Origin of the sequence: Paenibacillus sp. USHLN196, assembly GCF_037144955.1 — a bacterium.
GTDB lineage: Bacteria > Bacillota > Bacilli > Paenibacillales > Paenibacillaceae > Paenibacillus > Paenibacillus xylanexedens_C.
The window spans coordinates 208,401-228,876 of sequence record NZ_JBBCYH010000002.1; the positions used below are offsets into that span (position 1 = coordinate 208,401).

The 20,476-nt window shown below is 46.3% G+C and carries 18 protein-coding genes; 12 read left to right on the forward strand and 6 right to left on the reverse strand.

The window, feature by feature from the left end; all coding sequences use genetic code 11:
• The first annotated feature begins 6 nt into the window (after positions 1 to 6).
• Both WFI24_RS04215 and WFI24_RS04220 read left to right on the forward strand, forming a co-directional pair.
• Entirely contained in the window at positions 7 to 1,110 is a 1,104-nt protein-coding gene (locus tag WFI24_RS04215) for a toxic anion resistance protein (RefSeq protein WP_036606281.1), read from the forward strand.
• A 138-nt stretch (positions 1,111 to 1,248) separates the two neighbouring features.
• Entirely contained in the window at positions 1,249 to 1,815 is a 567-nt protein-coding gene (locus WFI24_RS04220) for a hypothetical protein (RefSeq protein WP_336759017.1), read from the forward strand.
• 66 nt (positions 1,816 to 1,881) lie between these two features.
• Here the strand turns inward: WFI24_RS04220 and WFI24_RS04225 are convergent, their stop codons facing one another.
• Genes WFI24_RS04225 through WFI24_RS04240 form a run of 4 tightly spaced genes read right to left on the reverse strand, consistent with a single transcriptional unit; the run spans position 1,882 to position 4,833 of the window.
• Complete coding sequence (locus tag WFI24_RS04225) at positions 1,882 to 2,544, reverse strand: hypothetical protein (RefSeq protein WP_036606285.1); 663 nt, start codon at positions 2,542 to 2,544, stop codon at positions 1,882 to 1,884.
• Positions 2,545 to 2,557: 13 nt separating this feature from the next.
• Positions 2,558 to 3,904: an arsenic transporter gene (locus WFI24_RS04230; protein WP_315371678.1), complete on the reverse strand. Its 1,347-nt coding sequence runs from the start codon at positions 3,902 to 3,904 to the stop codon at positions 2,558 to 2,560.
• The gene (locus WFI24_RS04235) at positions 3,905 to 4,042 is read right to left on the reverse strand and encodes a hypothetical protein (RefSeq protein ID WP_155985018.1); all 138 of its coding nucleotides are present in this window, start codon (positions 4,040 to 4,042) and stop codon (positions 3,905 to 3,907) included.
• Positions 4,043 to 4,095: 53 nt separating this feature from the next.
• The gene (locus WFI24_RS04240) at positions 4,096 to 4,833 is read right to left on the reverse strand and encodes a hypothetical protein (RefSeq protein ID WP_336759021.1); all 738 of its coding nucleotides are present in this window, start codon (positions 4,831 to 4,833) and stop codon (positions 4,096 to 4,098) included.
• 344 nt (positions 4,834 to 5,177) lie between these two features.
• Here WFI24_RS04240 and WFI24_RS04245 point away from each other — a divergent pair, with 344 nt between their 5' ends.
• From WFI24_RS04245 to WFI24_RS04265, 5 genes are all read left to right on the forward strand, one after another.
• Positions 5,178 to 6,230 (forward strand): CotH kinase family protein, encoded by a 1,053-nt coding sequence (locus tag WFI24_RS04245; RefSeq protein WP_336759023.1) that lies wholly within the window; start codon positions 5,178 to 5,180, stop codon positions 6,228 to 6,230.
• A gap of 246 nt (positions 6,231 to 6,476) precedes the next feature.
• A complete protein-coding gene (locus WFI24_RS04250; RefSeq protein ID WP_336759025.1) occupies positions 6,477 to 8,285 on the forward strand; it encodes an ABC transporter ATP-binding protein in 1,809 nt (602 codons plus the stop codon).
• The gene (locus WFI24_RS04255) at positions 8,266 to 10,104 is read left to right on the forward strand and encodes an ABC transporter ATP-binding protein (protein WP_264934603.1); all 1,839 of its coding nucleotides are present in this window, start codon (positions 8,266 to 8,268) and stop codon (positions 10,102 to 10,104) included. The genes WFI24_RS04250 and WFI24_RS04255 overlap by 20 nt, the downstream gene beginning before the upstream one ends.
• Before the next feature lie 245 nt (positions 10,105 to 10,349).
• Positions 10,350 to 10,685 (forward strand): hypothetical protein, encoded by a 336-nt coding sequence (locus WFI24_RS04260; RefSeq protein ID WP_336759026.1) that lies wholly within the window; start codon positions 10,350 to 10,352, stop codon positions 10,683 to 10,685.
• Positions 10,686 to 10,849: 164 nt separating this feature from the next.
• Positions 10,850 to 11,404 carry a class I SAM-dependent methyltransferase gene (locus WFI24_RS04265; protein WP_336759028.1) on the forward strand — a complete coding sequence of 185 codons (555 nt, stop codon included), beginning with the start codon at positions 10,850 to 10,852 and terminating at the stop codon, positions 11,402 to 11,404.
• Between the two features lie 64 nt (positions 11,405 to 11,468).
• Here the strand turns inward: WFI24_RS04265 and WFI24_RS04270 are convergent, their stop codons facing one another.
• Positions 11,469 to 13,076 (reverse strand): bifunctional metallophosphatase/5'-nucleotidase, encoded by a 1,608-nt coding sequence (locus WFI24_RS04270; RefSeq protein ID WP_336759029.1) that lies wholly within the window; start codon positions 13,074 to 13,076, stop codon positions 11,469 to 11,471.
• Between the two features lie 258 nt (positions 13,077 to 13,334).
• Here WFI24_RS04270 and WFI24_RS04275 point away from each other — a divergent pair, with 258 nt between their 5' ends.
• The 5 genes from WFI24_RS04275 to WFI24_RS04295 all read left to right on the forward strand — a co-directional run bounded on the left by WFI24_RS04275 (position 13,335) and on the right by WFI24_RS04295 (position 17,468).
• Complete coding sequence (locus WFI24_RS04275; protein WP_442956193.1) at positions 13,335 to 14,330, forward strand: phosphate/phosphite/phosphonate ABC transporter substrate-binding protein; 996 nt, start codon at positions 13,335 to 13,337, stop codon at positions 14,328 to 14,330.
• 178 nt (positions 14,331 to 14,508) lie between these two features.
• Positions 14,509 to 15,306, forward strand: coding sequence for a phosphonate ABC transporter ATP-binding protein (gene phnC / locus WFI24_RS04280; protein WP_145320996.1), 798 nt, complete (start codon positions 14,509 to 14,511; stop codon positions 15,304 to 15,306).
• Positions 15,303 to 16,154: a phosphonate ABC transporter, permease protein PhnE gene (gene phnE, locus WFI24_RS04285; RefSeq protein ID WP_083657224.1), complete on the forward strand. Its 852-nt coding sequence runs from the start codon at positions 15,303 to 15,305 to the stop codon at positions 16,152 to 16,154. The genes phnC and phnE (WFI24_RS04285) overlap by 4 nt, the downstream gene beginning before the upstream one ends.
• The gene (gene phnE, locus WFI24_RS04290; protein ID WP_336759031.1) at positions 16,151 to 16,957 is read left to right on the forward strand and encodes a phosphonate ABC transporter, permease protein PhnE; all 807 of its coding nucleotides are present in this window, start codon (positions 16,151 to 16,153) and stop codon (positions 16,955 to 16,957) included. The genes phnE (WFI24_RS04285) and phnE (WFI24_RS04290) overlap by 4 nt, the downstream gene beginning before the upstream one ends.
• 250 nt (positions 16,958 to 17,207) lie before the next feature.
• Positions 17,208 to 17,468: a hypothetical protein gene (locus tag WFI24_RS04295; RefSeq protein WP_336759033.1), complete on the forward strand. Its 261-nt coding sequence runs from the start codon at positions 17,208 to 17,210 to the stop codon at positions 17,466 to 17,468.
• Between the two features lie 95 nt (positions 17,469 to 17,563).
• On the opposite strand, the gene WFI24_RS04300 is transcribed toward WFI24_RS04295, so the two are convergent.
• Positions 17,564 to 20,350 carry a DUF5689 domain-containing protein gene (locus WFI24_RS04300; protein ID WP_442956196.1) on the reverse strand — a complete coding sequence of 929 codons (2,787 nt, stop codon included), beginning with the start codon at positions 20,348 to 20,350 and terminating at the stop codon, positions 17,564 to 17,566.
• Between the last annotated feature and the right edge of the window lie 126 nt (positions 20,351 to 20,476).

The following is a 20,476-nucleotide window of genomic DNA, read 5'->3' on the forward strand; positions in this document are numbered from 1 at the left end:
ATTGGCATGGCAACGGAATGGGCTCAGTTGAAGCAGGAAGATGAGCAACGGATTAACCAGGAAGCAACGCAGCTTATTCAGAAAGTGTCCCAAAGTGATCCGGCTCACCTGGATACCTTAATGGATGATATCGGCAAGTTGGGTGTGAAAACACAAGAGAGAGCAGGACAGACCCTCAAGCTGCTTGATCGTCCAGTCAATGAACTGATGTCGGGGAATCGGGCTGAGGTATCGAACATGATCCTGAAGCTCCGTGATGAATGTGAGAGTCTGCAGCAGAGTAAAAATGTGAGTTTTGTCGGGAAGTTGTTACGTAAAAGCCCACTGAAAAACTACGTGTACCGTTATCAATCCGTTCGCACGAACATTGATGCCATCATTAACGGGTTGCGCGACGGTAAGGATAACCTGGAAGAAAGTATCGTGAACATGCGTCAGCTGAAACGTTCTTCGATTCAGGAGATCTACAACCTGCAGACCAAAATCTCCTTTGGTAATCAGTTAAAAGCATTGTTTGAAACCGAGATCGCCAAGCCTGAGAACGAGAATCGCAAAGCACATCTGGAGCGTGGGTTGCGCAAAGTGGTAACACGTACCCAATCCATGACAGAGATGATCATGCTGTACAATCAAGCGATTGCAGCTACCGACATCATTAATGATAACAATGACAAGTTGATTGATTCAGTGAATAACGCCATTGATAAAACAGCGAATCTGATCACCGTTTCGGCCATGATTGCGATGGCACTTAATGATCAGGAGAAGGTCATTTCTGCTGTGGAAGCTACGAATAAGACGATTGAAGATCAATTCAAGGAGAATGCCCGATTGTTGAAGACAACGACAGAGAAAACGAATGAGCTGTTGTCCAAACCGGCCATGTCCCTTGAAGCGGTCAATCAGGCGATGGGTGATCTGATGTCTGCGCTGGATCTGTCCGAGCAGTCCAATCGCCGGATTATCGAGAGCTGTAATGACTATACCAACAAGATGACAACACTTAACGCCAAAATGAGCGATCGACTGGGTCTCGAAGGGCCGAAAGCTGCTGCCATTCCGGAGAAAAACAAACCGGATTCCAGTGCATTAGGATCTTTCCTGGATTAGGGTAAGACTCGCTGCATATCGTATCGAGATTGCTACATGTATTTATTTTCTACGAGGGACGCTGAGTGCGTCTCTTTGTTTCATTTATTTGATAGAATGAGGGTAAAATCTGGGGTTGTGCGAAGGAGCTTGCTGAACATGCTGGACTTTTCATTCGAGATTATTGATGAGACCAAGATTAATATTCAATACAAATATGGCAGTGAGTTCTTTAACTTTAACCTGTATTATGCTAACAGGAATTGGACACTGCATCCTTTTGACGGCATACTGATCCAAAATCGTGAAATGTGCAGTCTGATTGTATCGGAGCTGCTCCGTAACAAAGATTTTCATGTCATGTTGGCCAAAGAGAAAATCATCTTATCTCAACTGCGCACCAGTGTTAACCTCCAGTCCAATGAACCGGATGAATGGGTTGCAGATCGAAGAAACGCAGATTATTCCAGTCCTGATGATGAGTTGATGGATTACATAGGGAACCATAGCTTCGAGGAAGTATTGAAGCTTGAGCAAGAACAGATGGAGGCCAGAGTGCAATTCTTCCAACAGATCATTCAGAGAATGTTTATGGAGGGACTTGGACCGGAAGATGCTGATTTTATCAAAGTTCAGGCTGTGATTCGGATATATAAAGAGACATACGATCGTCTTGGTGAGTTGAATGATGACTACCGGGGTGATCGTGGACGCAGAAGATGGTAGTAAGTGTAAAGGTGAAAAAAAGGTTCATCGGCCATAGGCAGATGAACCTTTGTGTTCTTCTGATACTCAAGGGAGATGAATGGTTTGGATATGATCGGTATGCATAATTAAAGAAGTCCCATCTGCTTCTACCAACGCAAGCAAGTGGTTGTCTGCATTCTTCAATAACCCTGCTCGGTAAGGCTTGCAACCGAGGTTGAGTACAACAAGTTCACCTATCATTTTATGAAGTTGCTGATCGAGTGTACGGGAGAGTGACATGGACGAAGGTTGCATAGGGAAATGTTGCTTACTAAGAGAATAGGGTGTGCTGTTAGTAGGAGAAGGAATAATATATTTCAGATGATTAATGGAAACATAGATAGAATGATATAACGGAGAGTAGAACATAAAGTAGTCATTCATAATATTTGTAATATAACCATGCAATGTTTTCCCTCCGATGGAGATTTCACTGAAACGTCCACGGGCGTTCATCAGCATTTTGCGGTAAGAGATGTTGGTGTGATCCATCTCGGGGTCAGGTGTTGGCAAAACTATACTTGAATCATCTGCCGTATTGACATGCATGGATTGAACATGATGAAGTGGAATATAAACAAATCGCTGGTTTCCGTAGACTACAATCAGATCCTGGCCTACATCAATGATCTCACCCTGGATCGGTAGTTTACAGCCAGACAGCTCCAATTCGACGGATTTACCCAGCCAATGAGTAAGAAGTTCCACAGTATTCCTCCTCTCAATAGAGAATAGATGTCCAAATATATAGTGAAATTAGGCTAACAATTAGACTTATTGGTATCACAATAAAGGTAACTTTCATATACTGTTTCCAGGAGATTCGAATATGATGGGTCTTTAATATATACATCCAAATTAACGTTGCCAAGGTGCCAATAGGCGTCAGCAAGGCTCCGATATCACTTCCCAGAATGTTGGCAAGATACGCAAGATGCAGTTGAGATTCACTTAGTGGAAGATCTGTAACAGCAAAGGTCCCAATCATGACGGAGGGCAAATTGTTGAATAGATTGGAAAGCAGAGTGAGCATTAACCCCGACACAGCAATGATGCTGGCATTTCCTCCTTCTATTATAGGTTTCATCCACTGAATGATTGACGCGGTCAAGCCTGCGCGGTGAAGACTATCCACAATGACATAAATGCTGAAGGCAAAGAGTAGAATGTGCCAGGGCGTTTGTGTTATCACATCTTTGAGTCCAGTCCGGGTGCGATACCAACGCACAGCGAGCATGAGAATAACACCAGTGATTGCAACTACCTCCATGCGTATACCGACTTGCTCAGCTAGAAAATATCCTGCACGGATAAATACAACGATACCTATACAGACACGGAACAGCCACCAGTCCACTTTATTCTCAGATTCAGTTGTCTGCAGCGGATGATATCCTGAACCTGATGAAGACTGCAGGGATACAGGGAAATGATGAATAACTTTGGGAATACTTCTACGAAAATAATAGAACAGCAGTACAGTCATCACCATGATCGCAAGCATGGATGGCACAAACATCATCTGAGTATAAGTATTCAGATTTAAACCAACCATTTGCAAAGCAATCAGATTAGCCAGATTACTAAGTCCAATTGGCGCACTGGAAGCCGTAGCGATTAGAGCACCGGAGATCAGGTAGGGTAACTGTTGATGCATTTTCAGACGAAGTATAGAACAGATTCGAATAATAATCGGAGTTGTGATCAGAATACTGCCATCATTGTTGAAGAAGATGGTCATGAGAAAACAAAGTAATAGAATTAGCCAGAACAATCGAAAGCCGGAACCTCTTGCTTTCTCAATCATATTCAAAGCGATCCAGCGAAAAAAACCGATGCTATCTAGAATAATCGACATGACAATGGTAGAGAGGATTGTTACGGCTGCACCAGATACGATCCCGAAGATTCCAACAATGTGAGCATAGCTGCTCACTCCAGTTAAAATAAGAAGAAGGGCGCCAAGCGAGGTGGGTATAGATTCATTCAATCCGCCAGGACGCCACATCAGGAAAATGACAGTGATGATAAAGACCCCGAAGGTTAACCACAACTGGTAGTCAGGCATTTACTGTGATTCACCTCCCAGGGGGAGAAGTCCTGACGAAGCCTGAAGCAGATGTTCATGGGATGGAGTGGGCCTTCCGGGTGTAACGATCCAGTAAAAAGGCACACCAATCAAGACTAATGCGACGAAGATCAACATGATAATTCCCCCCTTTAAGCTGGTAGATAACTTAAGTTGTCAGTTTATTTTATTTACTTCTTTTTACCGCCGGATTTGTTACCACGGGATTGACTGCCTTGATTGCCTCGCGACTTGTTGCCACCTGATTTATTGCCTTGAGATTGGTTGCCTTGAACTCGTTGCCCCTGAGAACGATTGCCTTGATTACTTCGAGATTTATTGCCGCCGGACTTATTCCCCTGAGCTTGGTTGCCTTGAGCTGCTTGGTTCCCTTGAGAACGATTGCCACGCGACTGGTTGCCTTGAGCCGCTTGATTACCTTGGGCTGCTTGGTTCCCTTGACTTGTATTATTACTGCTATTGTTGTTGTTGTTGTTGTTGTTGTTCCCGCCACCACGTACGAGGGATACAGATTTCACATGTTGCATCGGAATACGAACAATCTCCTGATTTTTCAAAGTCATGATCAATTGGTTCTGGTTGGCATCGGCCAGGATGCCTTCGACTTTTTCAGGTCCTCCCCGGTTAATCTGAACACGGCGGAAGCGGAGTGCTTGCATAACGCCCAAAAACGTGTTGGAAGGAATAGGGTTCCCCATGGCTGCATTTCGGTTACCACCGGAACGGCCTGTATCTGTTATGCTTTTGACATGTGATTCATTAACGTAGACAATCCCTTCTTTGCAGTTCATTGCCATGTAGTCCCAGCGTACATCCGTAAGTGTACCTTGTACTGAATCAGGTCCTCCCCGGTTAATCTTAATCTCTCTTCCCAACAAACCTCTTATTCCTTGACCATTCATAGACATTGTGTTTGACCCCTTCCATGATATAAGTTCAGATGGACAGAAATGGTGGATGTAATTATGATCCCTTCCATTCGTCATTCGTGTCTGTCTGTAGTTTAAGCATATGTGACATGCTTCTTGGAGGGACTAGCCAGTTAACTATATTTATACCATTTCAGCTATAATCTATGAAAATGATGTAAATTTATAGATTAATAACCCGGTTATTCCGCATTATGACAAGTGAATTTGGATGTGATAAGTATCAGGACTGTGCATTCGCCCGTACGACTTTCTGTGCATCTGCATAGGATGATGTAAGAGCCTAAGGGCGAATCTTACAGGTATTCGAAAGGCGGATGGAAATGGCTCTACCTGTCTACCATATCAGCTTGTCTCCAACCGAATATCAACAGTTAACGTCCAATATATGGTCAGAGACGTTTGTGAACAGCACGATGCAGATGGGCGGTAAGCCGTTTCCGATCCGGCTTCGATACCGTGGAGGACATACACGCGGTTATCCCAAAAAATCATTTGAGATTCGTACATCCAGCCGGACGTATCATTTTAATGCGGAGTATGATGATCCTTCGTTGTTGCGTAATGCACTTTCTTTTCGTTTTTTTGAGTCGATTCGTGTACCCGCACCGTCTACACAACACTGCGTACTCTATCTGAATGGGCAGCTTCTGGGTGTATACCTGAGGATCGAAGGGGTGAAATCCTTCTTTTTTCGCCAACGGAAAATCCCTGTGCGCAGCATCTTCTATGCGGTGAATGATCATGCTGGTTTTATGATAAATTCGAATTCCTCTTCAACAAGTACCGATCTATTGTCCGGATACAGCTTAATTCGTGGCAAAGATGTGGATCGCACAAGGCTACGTAACTTTATTCAGCAGTTGAACACAAAGTCCAGGCTGGAATTGTTTCGTTTTTTACAGTCGAGGGTGGATACAGACAATTATTTACGCTGGTTAAGTGGAGCTGTGCTTACAGGGAACTTCGACGGATTTCATCAGAATTACACATGGTATGAGAAAATCAAAAGCGGAAAATATGGCATCCTGCCTTGGGATTATGAGGGTACTTGGGGGAGGAACTGTTATGGAACACGAGTTGACCCCAATCTTGTTCGAATTCAGGGGTATAACAGACTTACCGGACGATTGCTGGCATTCCGCAGTTTCCGTCAACAATATAAAAAGCTGATGCGCCAGCATCTGATGAATGCTTTTACAGAGAAGCGAATTATGCCTCTAGTCCATCGATTGCACAATGAAATTCGTGAAGATGTCAGCAAAGATCCTTACATGAAATGGCCCATGGATGTATTTGCAGGTGAACCGGAAAGAATTCGCGAATATGTGGTGAAACGTCGGGAGTATCTAAGTGAAAAACTACATCAGCTATAGGTACCTAACTAGCGTGTGGAAGGGAGACCTTCCTTTTTTTACTGTCAAAATGTTGATAAGTTTATTGTAATGGGAAAAGTAGGGTAATAAGAATAGAAGCGGGATTGTAAAATACGCTATAATAACCATATGTGTACATAGAAAATGATTACATATTGGACGAAGTGGAGAAATCAACATGTCTAATGGAGACTCTGAGCTGGAACGTGCAATCGGTTTAGGGTGCTCCGAGCCGGAGGAATGCTTATGATCAAGCTGTTGTATCACCTGAAGAAGTACCGAGTTGCCGCAATTGCAGCCTTGGTCATGATGTTAATTGAGCTGACGGTGGAGTTGGCTCAGCCTTACTTGATCTCCAAGATTATTGATAACGGCATTCAGCAGGGAGATCTGTCTGTCGTCTGGTTGTGGGGCGGCGTGCTCGTGGGCAGTGCTGTTGTGGCTTTTGTTGCCGGAATTGCAAGTTCGTTCTTTGCATCCCATGCGAGTCTGGGGTTCGGATACGATCTGCGCGAGAAGTTATATGAGAAAGTGCAAACGTTCTCTTATGCCGTATTTAATCGTTTCGCAACGTCGTCCCTGATTACCCGATTAACGGGGGATGTGACCCAGGTTCAGGACACCGTCTTCATGAGTCTGCGATTCATGACGCGTGTACCGCTGGTGGTGATTGGCAGCATGATTATGGCAGTGATCGTGAACCCGAGGTTGGGTCTGCTGCTGGTTGTCATGGTGCCTGTACTGCTCATTGTTGTGGTGTGGATGATCAAAAAGGCAGCGCTGCTGTTCCGCAATGTGCAGCGCAGACTGGATGCTGTCAACGGAGTCATCCAGGAGAATCTGACAGGCATTCGGCTGATCCGTGTCTTTGTACGGATGGGCCACGAGATTGAACGCTTTGCCGGTTTCAGCGGCAAGCTGATGAAAGGCACGATCTCCGCGCTACGCCTGACGGAGACGACGATGCCGTTCATGCTGCTGATGATGAACGTTTGTATCATCGCGGTGCTATGGTTTGGACGAGTAGACATCGCCTCTGGTAATGCAACTGTAGGTGAAGTGGTTGCCGTCATTAACTATCTGCTTCGCACAATTGGTGCGATGTCTGCGTTGTCATGGATTCTGGTGACCTTCTCCAGAGCAAGCGCTTCAGCGCAACGACTGAATGAAGTGTTTAATACGGAGGACACATCGGAGACTGAACAGACGAAGGCGTTATCAACGTCTGCACCATCTGCTGGATCTGTGAAATCTACGCACTCTCCGCAATCGGTATACTCAGTGAAGAAACAGCGCGCTATGCAGGGAGCGGTTGAATTCCGTAGTGTAGGCTTCAGTTATCCGAATAGTGATATTACAGTACTGGATAACATCACCTTCTCTGCAAAAGCGGGGGAGCGCATTGCCATTATGGGAGCAACAGGCTCAGGCAAATCCTCGCTGGTACAGCTCATTCCGCGGTTATATACAGAGGATCAAGGTAAGGTACGGATTGATGGTGCCGATGCATCAGAGCTGGATCTGTCCATGCTGCGTGGTTCGATTGGTTATGTGCCGCAGGAGGTCATCCTGTTTACGGGCTCTGTACGGGAGAATATTGCCTGGGGCCGGGAAGATGCGACATTGGAGGAGATCGTGGAAGCCGCCAAGCGTGCGCAGATCCATGAAACCATTGAAAATTTACCAAACGGTTATGATACATTGCTGGGTCAACGGGGAGTTAATCTCTCCGGTGGACAGAAACAGCGACTTTCCATTGCACGAGCACTGGTACGTAGACCAAGAATTCTGATTCTGGACGATAGCACAAGTGCGCTGGATGTAGCTACAGAGGGCAGACTGCTGGATGCACTGGAAGAATTGTCATGTACCACGTTTATCATCACCCAGAAGATCAGTTCGACGACATCGGCGGACCTGATTCTGCTGCTTGATGATGGACAACTCATCGGACAGGGAAAACATGAAGACCTGATGGAATCATCAGAGCTGTATCGTCGAATCCATGAATCACAATACGGGGAGGGTGCACAGCATGTTCAAAGCATTCATTGAGCCTTTCCGTCAGCCACCGCCACCGATTGATCCTGAGACGTTACGGTCAGGTGGTGGCCGCAAACCCAAGGCAAGAGCGAAGAACTGGTCCGGCACATTAGGCCGGATCTGGACCTATCTGGCAAGGCGTAAGGTCAAGCTGTCCATGGTACTGTTGATGGTGTTTGCCAGCTCCGCACTCGCTTTGCTTGGCCCCTACATGGTGGGGGTGGCCGTGGATGATTTCATCGCGGGCGAAGCCGGCTCAAGCTGGACTCGGTTTCTGATTGGATTAACGGCCGTTTATGTCTTATTCTCACTCACATCCTGGCTCCAGAATATATGGATGATCGAAATTGCACAGGAAACCGTATACCGCATGCGGTATGATCTATTCTCCCATCTGCACAAATTGCCGATTCCATTCTTCGGTAAACGCCAGCAGGGTGAAATTATGAGTCGGGTGACCAACGATATCGAGAATGTCAGCGGTACGCTGAACAGCTCGGCCATCCAGATTTTTTCGAGTGTATTAACCCTGCTTGGGACATTTGGCGTTATGCTGTGGCTCAGCCCACTACTGACCCTGCTTACCTTTATCGTTGTGCCTTTGATGGCCATCGGCATGCGTTGGATTACGCGCAGAACCGGACCGCTCTTCAAGGAACGGCAACGCAATCTGGGTGAACTCAACGGTTATATCGAAGAGACATTATCCGGGCAGCGCATCATTAAGGCATTCTCCCAAGAGGAGCGTGTCATTCGCGGTTTTGAGGAACGCAATACCCGCATCCGGATTTCCGGTTTCTGGGCACAGACGATCTCTGGTTTTATCCCGAAACTGATGAATGGATTGAATAACCTGAGCTTTGCGATTGTTGCGGGCATCGGTGGTATTCTGGCGATTCAGGGTTCGGTTACGGTTGGGGTGATTATTATCTTTGTGGAATATGCCCGTCAATTCACACGTCCGCTGAATGATCTGGCGAACCAGTGGAACACGTTATTGTCCGCGATTGCGGGGGCTGAGCGTGTATTTGAGGTACTGGACGAAGATGAGGAAGCGAAGGATGAAGGGGCAGCGGTATCTCTGGATAAGGTGGAGGGAGCTGTTCGTTTTGACAAAGTATCCTTTGGGTACGATGAAGGACGTAACATTTTGCATGAAATCAGCTTTGAAGCCAAACCGGGGGAGATGATTGCCCTTGTAGGACCAACCGGAGCGGGGAAAACGACCCTGATCCAGTTGTTATCCCGTTTCTATGATCCGACGGGTGGCACGTTAACAGTAGATGGACGGGATATGACCACCATTCGGCGTGAGAATCTGCGGTCCCATATGGCGTTTGTACTGCAGGATTCATTTCTGTTTCAGGGCACGATTCGGGAAAATATTCGGTTTGGCCGTCTGGACGCGACGGATGAAGAGGTGGAAGCAGCCTCCCGGCTGGCAAATGCTCACTCCTTCATCGTACGGATGAAGGACGGGTACGACAAAGTACTCCAGGCCGACGGAAGCGGTATCAGTCAGGGGCAGAAGCAGCTGCTCGCCATTGCCCGGGCAATTCTGGCCGATCCGTCCATCCTTGTATTGGATGAGGCAACCAGCAGTATTGATACAGTCACAGAGATCAAAATCCAGGAAGGGCTGCAACGTCTGATGCAAGGTCGCACCAGCTTTGTCATTGCCCACAGACTGAACACGATCCGTCAGGCGGATCGAATTCTGGTACTGAAGGATGGGCATCTTCTGGAGCAAGGCTCGCATGATGCCCTGCTGGAACAAGGCGGTTTCTACAGCGAGCTGTATTACAGTCAGCTGCGTAAAAAGGCGCAGTAGTCATTTTGGATAATATGTGACATGTATTAGAAAGCTTGTAGGTATGTAAAAAAGAGCAGGGATGAGGGCACGATGCTCCTCACTTCTGCTCTTTTTGCATATTTTATTGGAGAAACGTGGGAAATGGAATTGTGATTGCGTGTTAAAATATGGGTATAATGGAATAGGTCCGTTTTTGGAAGGTTGCCAGACGTATGCCTTTAGTCAGTCAAGTGATGCATTAAAAGAGAGGAGGGCCATGCGGAATGGAATTTAGATTCGGGAATGGTGCTATTCTTCTACCCCCTGTACACATTACGATTATCACAATAATTATTCTTTTCTTTCTGGTAAGGTGGAGCAAGCAATTAGAAACAAGGCGTTTTACGGTTTTCTTTTACTTTTTGATTAGTACGTTCATTACTCCAATTTATTCTCAAAGTACAACAAAAGGTGTCTTTGAGCTATGGATCCCTGCAGGGTTTATGGTAATTTTCTTTTATTTGTTTCGCAGCGAAAGAAATCATCCATCTAAAATGAAAGCAAGTATTTTAGGGTTTTCCATAGCCATATATCAGTTAATTCTTCAATATGTCGGATAACGGGCCAGATAGTTCAATAAGAACAAGTAAGCAGCCGGTCAACCAACCGGTTTCTGATATCAAGTACATTTACTTCATGATTAGAAATTACTGTTTACAATACGATATATATTTAATATAGTTATAAAAGAGTTTCAATATCTTTAATTGAAAGGGAGATCAATATGAATCCAAAATTACAGAAAAAAATTAACAACCTAGAGAATATTGAGAGATTTCCAGCAGAAGAATTATTTGAGTTCTTACCTGTCAAGAAAGACGACAATGTATTGGATCTTGGAGCGGGTACCGGCTATATTTCACTTTCGATTGCGGAACGAGTCAAAACCGTATATGCATTCGATTATGACAAAGATATCCTTGAATACCTTGAATCACTTGCGAAGGAAAGAAACATGGCAAACATCAAATCCGTTGTAGGACACTTTAACGATATTCCGTTAGATAACCAGACTATTGATATAGCTATTGCTTCAATTTCCTTACATGAAGTTCAACCACTTACAACAGCTTTGAAAGAGATCAACAGAGTTATGAAAGACAGAGGTTTGTTCTTATGTATAGAGTTAGAAAAGACGGAGACTTCTACTGGTCCAAGAGTTTCTTCGACAGATATGGAAGTTGCAATTCTGGATGCTGGATTTTCCATTGTGAATAAAATCTACCCATCAACCAAAGTTGCTAACCAGTCTGTCTATATGATCCTCGCCGAGAAGTAAAAAACGAAATATATAGGTTAAAAACAAAGAGCAGATCTTGTGTTCAGGATCTGCTCTTTCTCAATTAACCGCCAACAACCTTCCAATTATCCGCCTGCTCTACTGTAAGTGGTTGATGTCTGCGAATATAATCCTCCACCAGTGCGGCCATGTCCGTAGCACCTTCGTGCAGTACCTTTTTGCCTGGATACATCGCATAATCCCCGCCGCCAGCAGCGCGGTAGCTGTTCATTACCACAGAGTATGTACCATCCATATCAATTGGTTTTCCTTCACGTTCCAACTTCACAACTCGACTGCCCACAGGTTGGGAGATATCCAGCTCGTACTCTAGGCCAGCCCACATATCGTAATTATAATGCTGCGGTTTGGGCTCCATATAGGCAGGATTCACGGCGACTTCACCAGAAGCATTCACTTCAAAGTAACGAGCCGTTTGTTCCAGCGCTTCCCGGATGTCTTGACCGCTCAGCTCCAGCACCGTAAGCGTATTGGGATAGATGAAGTTGGACAATACGTCCCGAACGGTGATATGGCGTCCGAATCCCCGAGCTTCTTCACTCAGCATTGCGGTATTGGACAGCTCAGCCCCGGTCGCTTCCATCTGCACTTGATGTACAAAAGCAATGAATGGATGTGCCTTGAGTCGCAGGGACGTAGCATTGGTGATGGATAAATCCCCAGCCACCTCGCCAATGGGTTGATCAAGCCATGCTTGTGCCTCATTTTCTACCTCATCCGTAAGTTTCAAGACTGTCGCATCAGGCTCTACTTCACTATATTCATCCAGAAGTAACAATCGAGCCTTCTTATCGGTAATCTGCCACTTCCCGCCCGATGATTGTTCCAACTGAACAGATACATGCCCCGCACCGTTACCACTGAATCCCGGCTGAATGACGGTTACGCCATGAATATTAGCGGTAAGCTGACGATGTTGATGTCCGGTAATCAGCACATCGATGCCTTCGATGTCCCGGCAGATGGCATAGCCTTGATTTTCTCCAGTTAACCGTTCAGCAGGTCCTCCTGTCTCCAGATCACTCTCAAATCCGCCATGATAACTCACAACCATGACATCGGGTTGTTCATGCTCGCGTATATAGCGAACCCATGTACGAAGGGTCTCCAAGGCATCAAGGAACTGTAGGCCCTCAATATTTTTCGGGTGCTCCCAGTTCGGTATGTAATGCGTGGTTGCGCCCACTAGGGCGATTTTGACGCCTGAAGATAGGGTTTTGATTAGATATGGAGGACCGAAGGCAGGTACGTCTGGATGCTCATCTTTTACAATATTGGCAGACAGCCAAGGAAAGTCGGAAGCTTCAACCGCCCCGCGTAACAGATGCTGACCATAGTTAAACTCATGATTGCCCATTACGGCAGCATCATAGCCCAATTCATTCAAAACGGTTATAAATGGATGCACTTCGTTTTTGGAAACTTGCGAAGCTGCATAAGAGGCCAAGGGTGATCCTTGCAACAGATCCCCGTTATCTACCAGTATCAGTTCAGGTGAACGTTCGCGTTCCTTACGAATCAGCGAAGCGAGCAGGGCAAGTCCCGCCGGGCGGTATGCATTGGTATTGTAATGAATGGGGCGGATCGCTCCATGCAGATCACTGGTGAACAGGATGTCGAAGCTTGCCGTATGGGTGGTTATGGATGTCATTTTACAATCTCCTCTAATATATAAGTTCAGATATATGGAATTACTATAAAACGGAGAAGACAGATTAACATGAAGAATCGAAATATACGCTGTGATCTCCGATGTTCTCCCTATATCTTCAACCATAATGAGCCTATTCTAACAGATACAAGTCGCGCTGACAGCCTGACAGGAAACTTTACAAAACTCCAAATTCCGTTTCACATCGCGCTAATATTTGGCAACTATAGTAGATAAGTACTGAAAAATAGAAACTCTTTGGAGGGTGTTCGTTTGAAGAAGTCTGCTTTATTTTTACCATTGTTGATTTTGGTTATGTTTCTGAGTGCTTGTGGGTCTAGTAGTACAACTGGTTCAGCTAACGGGGATAATTCGAGTTCCAATGCATCCGGTACGTCTACGACAGAGACAGAGAAACCTGTCGAAGGTTATGTGCCAACTGAACTGACGGTTCAATTCGTACCTTCCCAGAATGCAGACACGCTTGAAGCTAAAGCAAAACCGCTTGAGAAGTTGCTTGGTGACAAACTGGGCATTCCGGTAAAAGTCAGCGTATCCACCGACTACAACACGATTATTGAAGCAATGGCTTCCAACAAAGTGGACGTTGGTTTCTTGCCTCCGACAGCTTATGTACTGGCAAAAGAAAAAGGCGCTGCACAAGTTATTTTGCAAGCACAACGTTTTGGTGTAAATGATGAGACAGGTGCTCCAACGGAAGAGTTGGCGGATTCTTATAAATCCATGTTCATTGTAAAAAAAGATTCTCCGATTCAATCCATCGAAGAACTTAAAGGTAAAAAGGTTGCTTATCAAAATGTAACGTCTTCCGCAGGTTATGTATGGCCAGCAGGTCTGTTGCTGGACAGAGGCATTGATCCATTGAAAGATGTATCACCTGTAACATTGAAAGGTCATGACCAGGGTGTTATCGCTGTATTGAACGGTGACGTTGACGCAGCAGCTATTTTCCAAGATGCCCGCAATACGGTAGCCAAAGACTATCCGACTGTATTTGAAGATACACGAGTACTGGCGTTCACTGAGCCTATTCCTAATGATACCATCGCCGTTCGAACAGACATGAATGCAGATTGGACTGCGAAGATCAAACAAGCCTTCATCGATATCGGTAAAGATACTGAAGGTCACCAGATCATCAAAGAAATCTATACGCATGAAGGTTATGTAGAGTCCGATGATAGCAAGTTCGAGATCGTTCGTCAGTATGGCGAAAAAGTGAAAGGTGAGTAAATAAGACCCAAATGTAGTTCGGGATCTGTTCACTTTGTAATAGCTCTCTTGGATGGGAACAGCTTAATCGTAGCAATGGACAGGCCAGTTCAGCGTGATCTACGCTGCGCTGGCTTGTGCCATTATAGCAAGGACTTAGGTATGTATGATCATTATGAATGAAAGAAGGATTATTGCCATGATTGAGCTTCATAACGTTACCAAAACTTACGCTAACGGCACCAAGGGCCTGGATAATATTAATCTGAAATTTGAGGAGGGTGAATTCATTGCTGTAGTGGGTCTGTCCGGTGCGGGTAAATCCACCCTCCTGCGCTCCATTAACCGACTGCACGACATTAGTGAGGGCGAGATTCTGATTAATGGAAGCTCCATCACGAAGGCACAAGGCAAACGGCTGCGCATGATCAGACGCGACATCGGCATGATTTTCCAGAGCTTCAATCTCGTGAAACGGTCCAGTGTACTCCGTAATGTACTCGCTGGACGAGTTGGATACCATTCCACCATGCGTACCATTCTCGGGCGTTTTCCAAAGGAGGATATTGAGCTGGCATTCACTGCACTGGATCGCGTGAATATCTCCGAGAAAGCCTATTCCCGTGCAGATCAGCTGTCCGGTGGACAACAACAGCGTGTGGCTATTGCCCGTGTACTGGCACAGGAAGCGAAAATCATTTTGGCCGACGAACCGGTTGCTTCACTTGACCCGCTTACAACGAAGCAGGTTATGGATGACCTGAAACGTATCAATCAGGAGCTTGGTATTACGACCATCGTCAACCTTCACTTTATTGATCTGGCCAGAGAGTATGCGACCCGGATTGTCGGATTACGAGCAGGTGAGGTGGTCTTCGACGGCCCGGTGGAAGAGGCAACGGATGAACGCTTTGCAGAGATATACGGCAGACCGATTCTGGCTGACGAATTGCTGGACAAGCAGGCTGTGCATGAGCAGGGAGAAGTTGTGGTATGAAGGGGCAGTCCAACGTTCCACTTCAGAATTCAGGCGGAGTGGGGAAGGAACCTGGTTCCAGCCCGGCTCAGGTTGTAAATCGCCCAAAACCGCCTGGGCGTACGAAACATCTGCTCACTTTAGTTATCATTCTGCTCCTTCTATGGGCGAGTGCCAAGCAGACCGATGCCGGCTTCACAGAGTTATTTCAGGGATTCCCTGAAATGTGGAAATTGTTAAAGGATATGTTCCCACCCCGGTGGAGTTACTTTGATAATATCGTTCAAGGCATGCTGGAGACGATCCGAATGGCCTTGATTGGAACAACGATTGGTGCCATTATTGCCATTCCAGTCTCGATCATCTGTGCCGGTAACTTGATGCCGAGTCGCTGGATCTATTATCCGGCACGCTTTCTGCTGAACCTGATTCGGACCGTGCCGGATCTGCTGCTTGCTGCTTTGTTCGTCGCTGTGTTTGGTCTGGGACCTATTCCGGGAATCTTGGCACTGGCTGTGTTCTCCGTAGGTCTGATTGCAAAGCTGACGTATGAGACGCTGGAAACCATTGATCAGGGGCCGCTGGAAGCGATGACGGCTGTCGGTATGAACCGGATTCAGCTCATTGTATATGGCGTGGTGCCGCAACTGGCTGCCCAGTTCACATCCTATGTGCTGTATGCCTTCGAAATTAATATACGTGCTGCTGCCATTCTGGGATTGGTGGGAGCCGGAGGGATTGGACTCTACTATGAGGCTACACTTGGATTCCTGGAGTATGACAAGACCAGCGTTATCATTCTGTTTACCCTCGTCATCGTTCTGGTCATTGATTATGTAAGTACTAAGCTGCGGGAGAAATTGCTATGATGAAAAATGAAACAAGTCGCATTCGGCCAAAACCACGGAAGAACCTGCTACGCTGGGTTATTGTGTTACTGCTGATCCTTGTGTATGCCTGGGCCCTTGCTGGTGTACCGTTTACTGGTTTCAAGGAAACCGCTGCTCAGATTATGAAGGCTATTGTAGCCGGGATTTTCTCACCGGACTGGGATTTTGTATATCTGCCTGAGGGAGAAGACTTGCTGCGAGGTCTCCTGGACACGTTGGCAATCTCCGTACTAGGTACGGTAATCTCGGCAGTACTCTGTATCCCGTTTGCATTCTGGTCTGCCCGCAATATGAGTGGACATCGCTCCATCTCAGGTGCAGGTAAAATGGTACTCAGCTTCATCCGTACGTTCCCTGAGATTATCATGGCTTTGATGTTCATCAAGGCAGTGGGCCCCGGATCGTTCGCAGGGGTACTCGCCCTTGGATTGCACTCCATCGGCATGTTAGGCAAATTGTACGCGGATGAAGTTGAAAATATCGACTACGGCCCATCTGAGGCGCTGCTCGCCTCCGGAGCCAATCGTATGCAGCAGTTGTGGTTCGCCATCCTGCCGCAGGTTATGCCTGGATTCTTGAACTATACGCTGTATCGTTTCGAGATTAATGTACGTTCTGCGACCATACTGGGTGTAATCGGAGCAGGGGGGATTGGTACACCGCTGATCTTCGCACTTAGCACACGGAACTGGCCGCGAGTAGGTATTATCCTGCTGGGGATTATCGTGATGATCACGATTATTGACTTGATCTCGGGGTATATTCGTAAGAAGTTGGTGTAGGGTTAATGTGGAGCTGCGATTATAGTAGATGATAGAGTAAGAGGAGAGGGCTATTCGGTGCCAGAATATTGGCAGGGATAGTCTTTTTTGGTGTCTGCAAATAAACAATGCAGTATTCTTATTGCTCTGCTAACGGCTGAGGAATAAGAGTGCTCAAAGAATATGTATAACAATGATTGAATTATTTTTCAATTATATGTAAAATGAAAGTTTCTATATAAAGGGAATTCAGGGATAAGGAAGGTGACCTATGGAATTATTTCAATATATATGGATTGGGTTTATGGTACTCCTATTGCTATACAGAATGGTCTTTCAGAAGTTTAAAAAACATAACAGAGAAAATATTGGACTCAGTGCAATCCTGATCGTTTTCACGGGAAGCAGTTATACGTTTACACACATAAACTTGATTTTTGTCATTTGTGTCATCACCATGGCCGCCTATTCTGCTGTATGGAACAGCATTCTATTTGCAAGAAATGGATATGAGCCGGAACGTTTGAAATGAATGAAAAAACCGAAACCATGTTGCCCTGTGAATCAGGCAATGTTGGTTTCGGTTTTTTATATTCTTCGTTAAACGTTAGGCTTCTTTACTGAGACTTAGCTAGCCAAAGGCAATGCTGTGGTTACTTGTACCGTAATCGTCTCTGTGCTTGTTACGCCTGCGGCGTTGATCAGTTCAGCACGGTACGTGTACGTGCCGTTAGCACGACCCGATAAGTCCGTTGTAGCGCTTTGAGAAGCTGGTGTTGCTGCGTTCAACGCTTGTGTATCAATCAATACATCATTCTCATAGAGACGGTATTCCGTTGCGTTCGTACCCCACCAGAGGTTCATGGATACGTTGTAGTTGCCATCACCATCCCAGTTGTTTTGGGACAACGTAGCTTTGCCTGGAGCGGCATTGGTTACTTGTACCGTCAGCACGTCGCTGCGTGTTGTGCCTTTGTCATTGGTCAGCTCGGCTACATAAGTATACGTGCCGTTGGCTTTGCCTGTAATAGCCGTTTTGGAGGACTGAGCCGATGGTGAAGCCGCAGTCAACTTCTGTGTATCGATTAGAACGTCGTTCTCATACAGTTTGTACTCGGAACCATTTTCGCCCCACCAGAGGTTCATGCTTACGTTATACGAACCTGCGAACAGGCCAGTTGTATATCCATTATCAGAAGAAAGCACCGGTTTACCTGGTGCCCCCGCAGCTGGAGTGGAAGGCACTTCGCCTCCACCTTGATCTTCAGCAGGTACAAAATCATTCAAACTTCTTGGTTTCAATTGATACACATCTTTGAAAATAGCGGAAATGCCTGTGATACTGATCTTGTCCCCTGCAACATAAGGGAAGGAAGTATCTGTCACACCTGTACGGGTGTCTACACGGATATGCGTGCTTGTTCCGTCTGCTGCTACCGCGTCGAATTCAAATGATCCAACTGGTGTAGCACTGATGATATTCTCGATTGTTACATCCTTCAATTGAACCAGTTGACCTTGGTTCGCATCTGTAATTGCTGTAACTTCGATTGGAGCAGGTACGGAAGCTGTACCTGTTTTCTCAATCGCAACGATATCGGTAAGCTCGAACTCGCTGTTATAGATGGTTGTTGCTGCCGTTACTTTAACCTTGTCACCAGCATGGAAGCCGCTAGTATGCTGGAACACGTAGATTCCGGCAGTTTCATCTTGAAGATAGAAGGCTTGTCCACCAAATGCACCCGGCTCTGTCGTCACAACACCTTCAATCGTTACGGTAGTACCAACCGCTTTGGTGCGTGCTTCAGCCACTGTAATAGCTGCTGGGATCGGTCCTTCTTCTTCCGGAAGCTGTTCTGCTGGCACATTGCCAACGGTCACGGCATTGGTGATCAGGTTGCTACCATTCAGACGCAGACGCAAGCTGGCAGCACCAGTTGTACCTGGTTTGATGCGTACGTTCAGGTCTTTGATCGCGCGACCTTTGCTGTCTGAGGTTACACTGAATGTGGAGCTATAGCCGTACGAAGTCGGCCAAGTGCCACTTTCATTCTGGATCATGGCGACCTGTGTTCCGCCAGTCAGATAGATACCGGCACTATAACCGGATACGGTTGTGTTGGGTGGCATGTTCTCCACAACTACACGAACCTGGAAGTCTTCTGCATTTGGGAGAGTATCCTGTTTCACGAAGCTGTAGGCAGCATTTGCACTGGATGCAGGGCCGCCGTAAGAACCAGCCTTGAACGTGGAACGATCGTACCACTTGTATCCGGCAGCAGGAGCGGACCAAGGTTCAGCCTGTGGTTCTGTGGAAGCAGCCGGCTCTTCGAATGGCAACAACGCTGTAGCTGTGTCCAGTTCAAGTCCGTTCACTTCAGTCAGGCTTGTGTAGTTCTCTTGCGTAGCGAGCCAGTTCACGGTATTCACGAGCAGCACCGCATCATCGGCTTCTTTGAAACCGTCATAAGTCGTTTTGCGTGTGCCAGTCTCTTCACGCAAGTATTTTGGTGATGCATCTTCTACTGGAGAGGAGTCGCCGATGAAAGCAGCCTTACCTGCACCCAGCTTGGATACGGCTACGTAAGGACCTTCTTCGATCCCGCCACCGTTGTAGACGCCTTGGTCCACTGCATTATTCCATTTTGCATTGGTTTTTGGCAGGTACACAATGCCTTTTGCTTTTTCCGGATCGGTGATTGCGAGTGTTGAACCGGCGTGCATGGCTACAGCCGATACTCCTTCTGTGATGCCGAAGGCTTGATCTGCCGGTACGACGATATTGGCGTTGATATCGCCAAGTGCGTTATAGCGGAATCGTACGCCAAAGTTATCGGACAACCAGTCCGAGCCGGTTACATTTTGCATGGCTTCAGAATTACGCTCATCGGTGCTCATACCTTTGGTCGGATCTTCAAAAGCTCCCCGACGATAGCCGTTGATGACTTCAGAGCCATCCCAGCGGTTTTTATTACGGTCGGCATTATAGTGATCTCCAACGAAGAAGATACTGCCGCCAGTTTCAACATATTGTTTCAGTGCTGCCTGTTCGGATGTTTTGAAAGGAATTTGAGGCTCTGCAATAACGAATACGTTATACTCTTTCAGATCATCATAGGTAAATGGAGTTGTCTTGCGAAGTTCTTTGACATAGTAACCATCATTCGCGAGTGCATTCCCGAAGTCGGAGAAACCACCATCAATGACCCAGTCTGCAGCTCCAGCCGTTTGGCCGTGAGAGTTGTCGAACAATACCTTTTTACCTGCATTTTGGTTCACAACCTTTGCCTGGATGAACGGTGCCGGGTCTGTCGGTCCTTCCGCATGAACCGATGCATCTCCGTTCCATAATCCGATCTGAAGCGGCAAAGCCATGGACAATGCCAGGAGTGATTTTAGAAATACGCCTCGCATACCTGTTAATTTACCCAACCAAATCCCTCCCAAATATTAGTTGATTCATGAGTTCGTCCATATTCTACCACATGAAAATCTCACATAGTCATAACAATGTGTAAAAATTAACTCGATATTTGTAAA

What these genes read in the sequence shown, in the direction of transcription:
- WFI24_RS04300 (WP_442956196.1), bottom strand. Translation starts at nt 20,350, where the DNA reads ATGCGAGGCGTATTTCTAAAATCACTCCTGGCATTGTCCATGGCTTTG.
- phnE (WP_336759031.1), top strand. Translation starts at nt 16,151, where the DNA reads ATGATGAAAAATGAAACAAGTCGCATTCGGCCAAAACCACGGAAGAAC.
- WFI24_RS04235 (WP_155985018.1), bottom strand. Translation starts at nt 4,042, where the DNA reads ATGTTGATCTTCGTCGCATTAGTCTTGATTGGTGTGCCTTTTTACTGG.
- WFI24_RS04240 (WP_336759021.1), bottom strand. Translation starts at nt 4,833, where the DNA reads ATGTCTATGAATGGTCAAGGAATAAGAGGTTTGTTGGGAAGAGAGATT.
- WFI24_RS04250 (WP_336759025.1), top strand. Translation starts at nt 6,477, where the DNA reads ATGATCAAGCTGTTGTATCACCTGAAGAAGTACCGAGTTGCCGCAATT.
- WFI24_RS04270 (WP_336759029.1), bottom strand. Translation starts at nt 13,076, where the DNA reads ATGACATCCATAACCACCCATACGGCAAGCTTCGACATCCTGTTCACC.
- WFI24_RS04220 (WP_336759017.1), top strand. Translation starts at nt 1,249, where the DNA reads ATGCTGGACTTTTCATTCGAGATTATTGATGAGACCAAGATTAATATT.
- WFI24_RS04215 (WP_036606281.1), top strand. Translation starts at nt 7, where the DNA reads ATGGCAACGGAATGGGCTCAGTTGAAGCAGGAAGATGAGCAACGGATT.
- phnC (WP_145320996.1), top strand. Translation starts at nt 14,509, where the DNA reads ATGATTGAGCTTCATAACGTTACCAAAACTTACGCTAACGGCACCAAG.
- WFI24_RS04230 (WP_315371678.1), bottom strand. Translation starts at nt 3,904, where the DNA reads ATGCCTGACTACCAGTTGTGGTTAACCTTCGGGGTCTTTATCATCACT.
- WFI24_RS04245 (WP_336759023.1), top strand. Translation starts at nt 5,178, where the DNA reads ATGGCTCTACCTGTCTACCATATCAGCTTGTCTCCAACCGAATATCAA.
- WFI24_RS04255 (WP_264934603.1), top strand. Translation starts at nt 8,266, where the DNA reads ATGTTCAAAGCATTCATTGAGCCTTTCCGTCAGCCACCGCCACCGATT.
- WFI24_RS04295 (WP_336759033.1), top strand. Translation starts at nt 17,208, where the DNA reads ATGGAATTATTTCAATATATATGGATTGGGTTTATGGTACTCCTATTG.
- WFI24_RS04265 (WP_336759028.1), top strand. Translation starts at nt 10,850, where the DNA reads ATGAATCCAAAATTACAGAAAAAAATTAACAACCTAGAGAATATTGAG.
- phnE (WP_083657224.1), top strand. Translation starts at nt 15,303, where the DNA reads ATGAAGGGGCAGTCCAACGTTCCACTTCAGAATTCAGGCGGAGTGGGG.
- WFI24_RS04260 (WP_336759026.1), top strand. Translation starts at nt 10,350, where the DNA reads ATGGAATTTAGATTCGGGAATGGTGCTATTCTTCTACCCCCTGTACAC.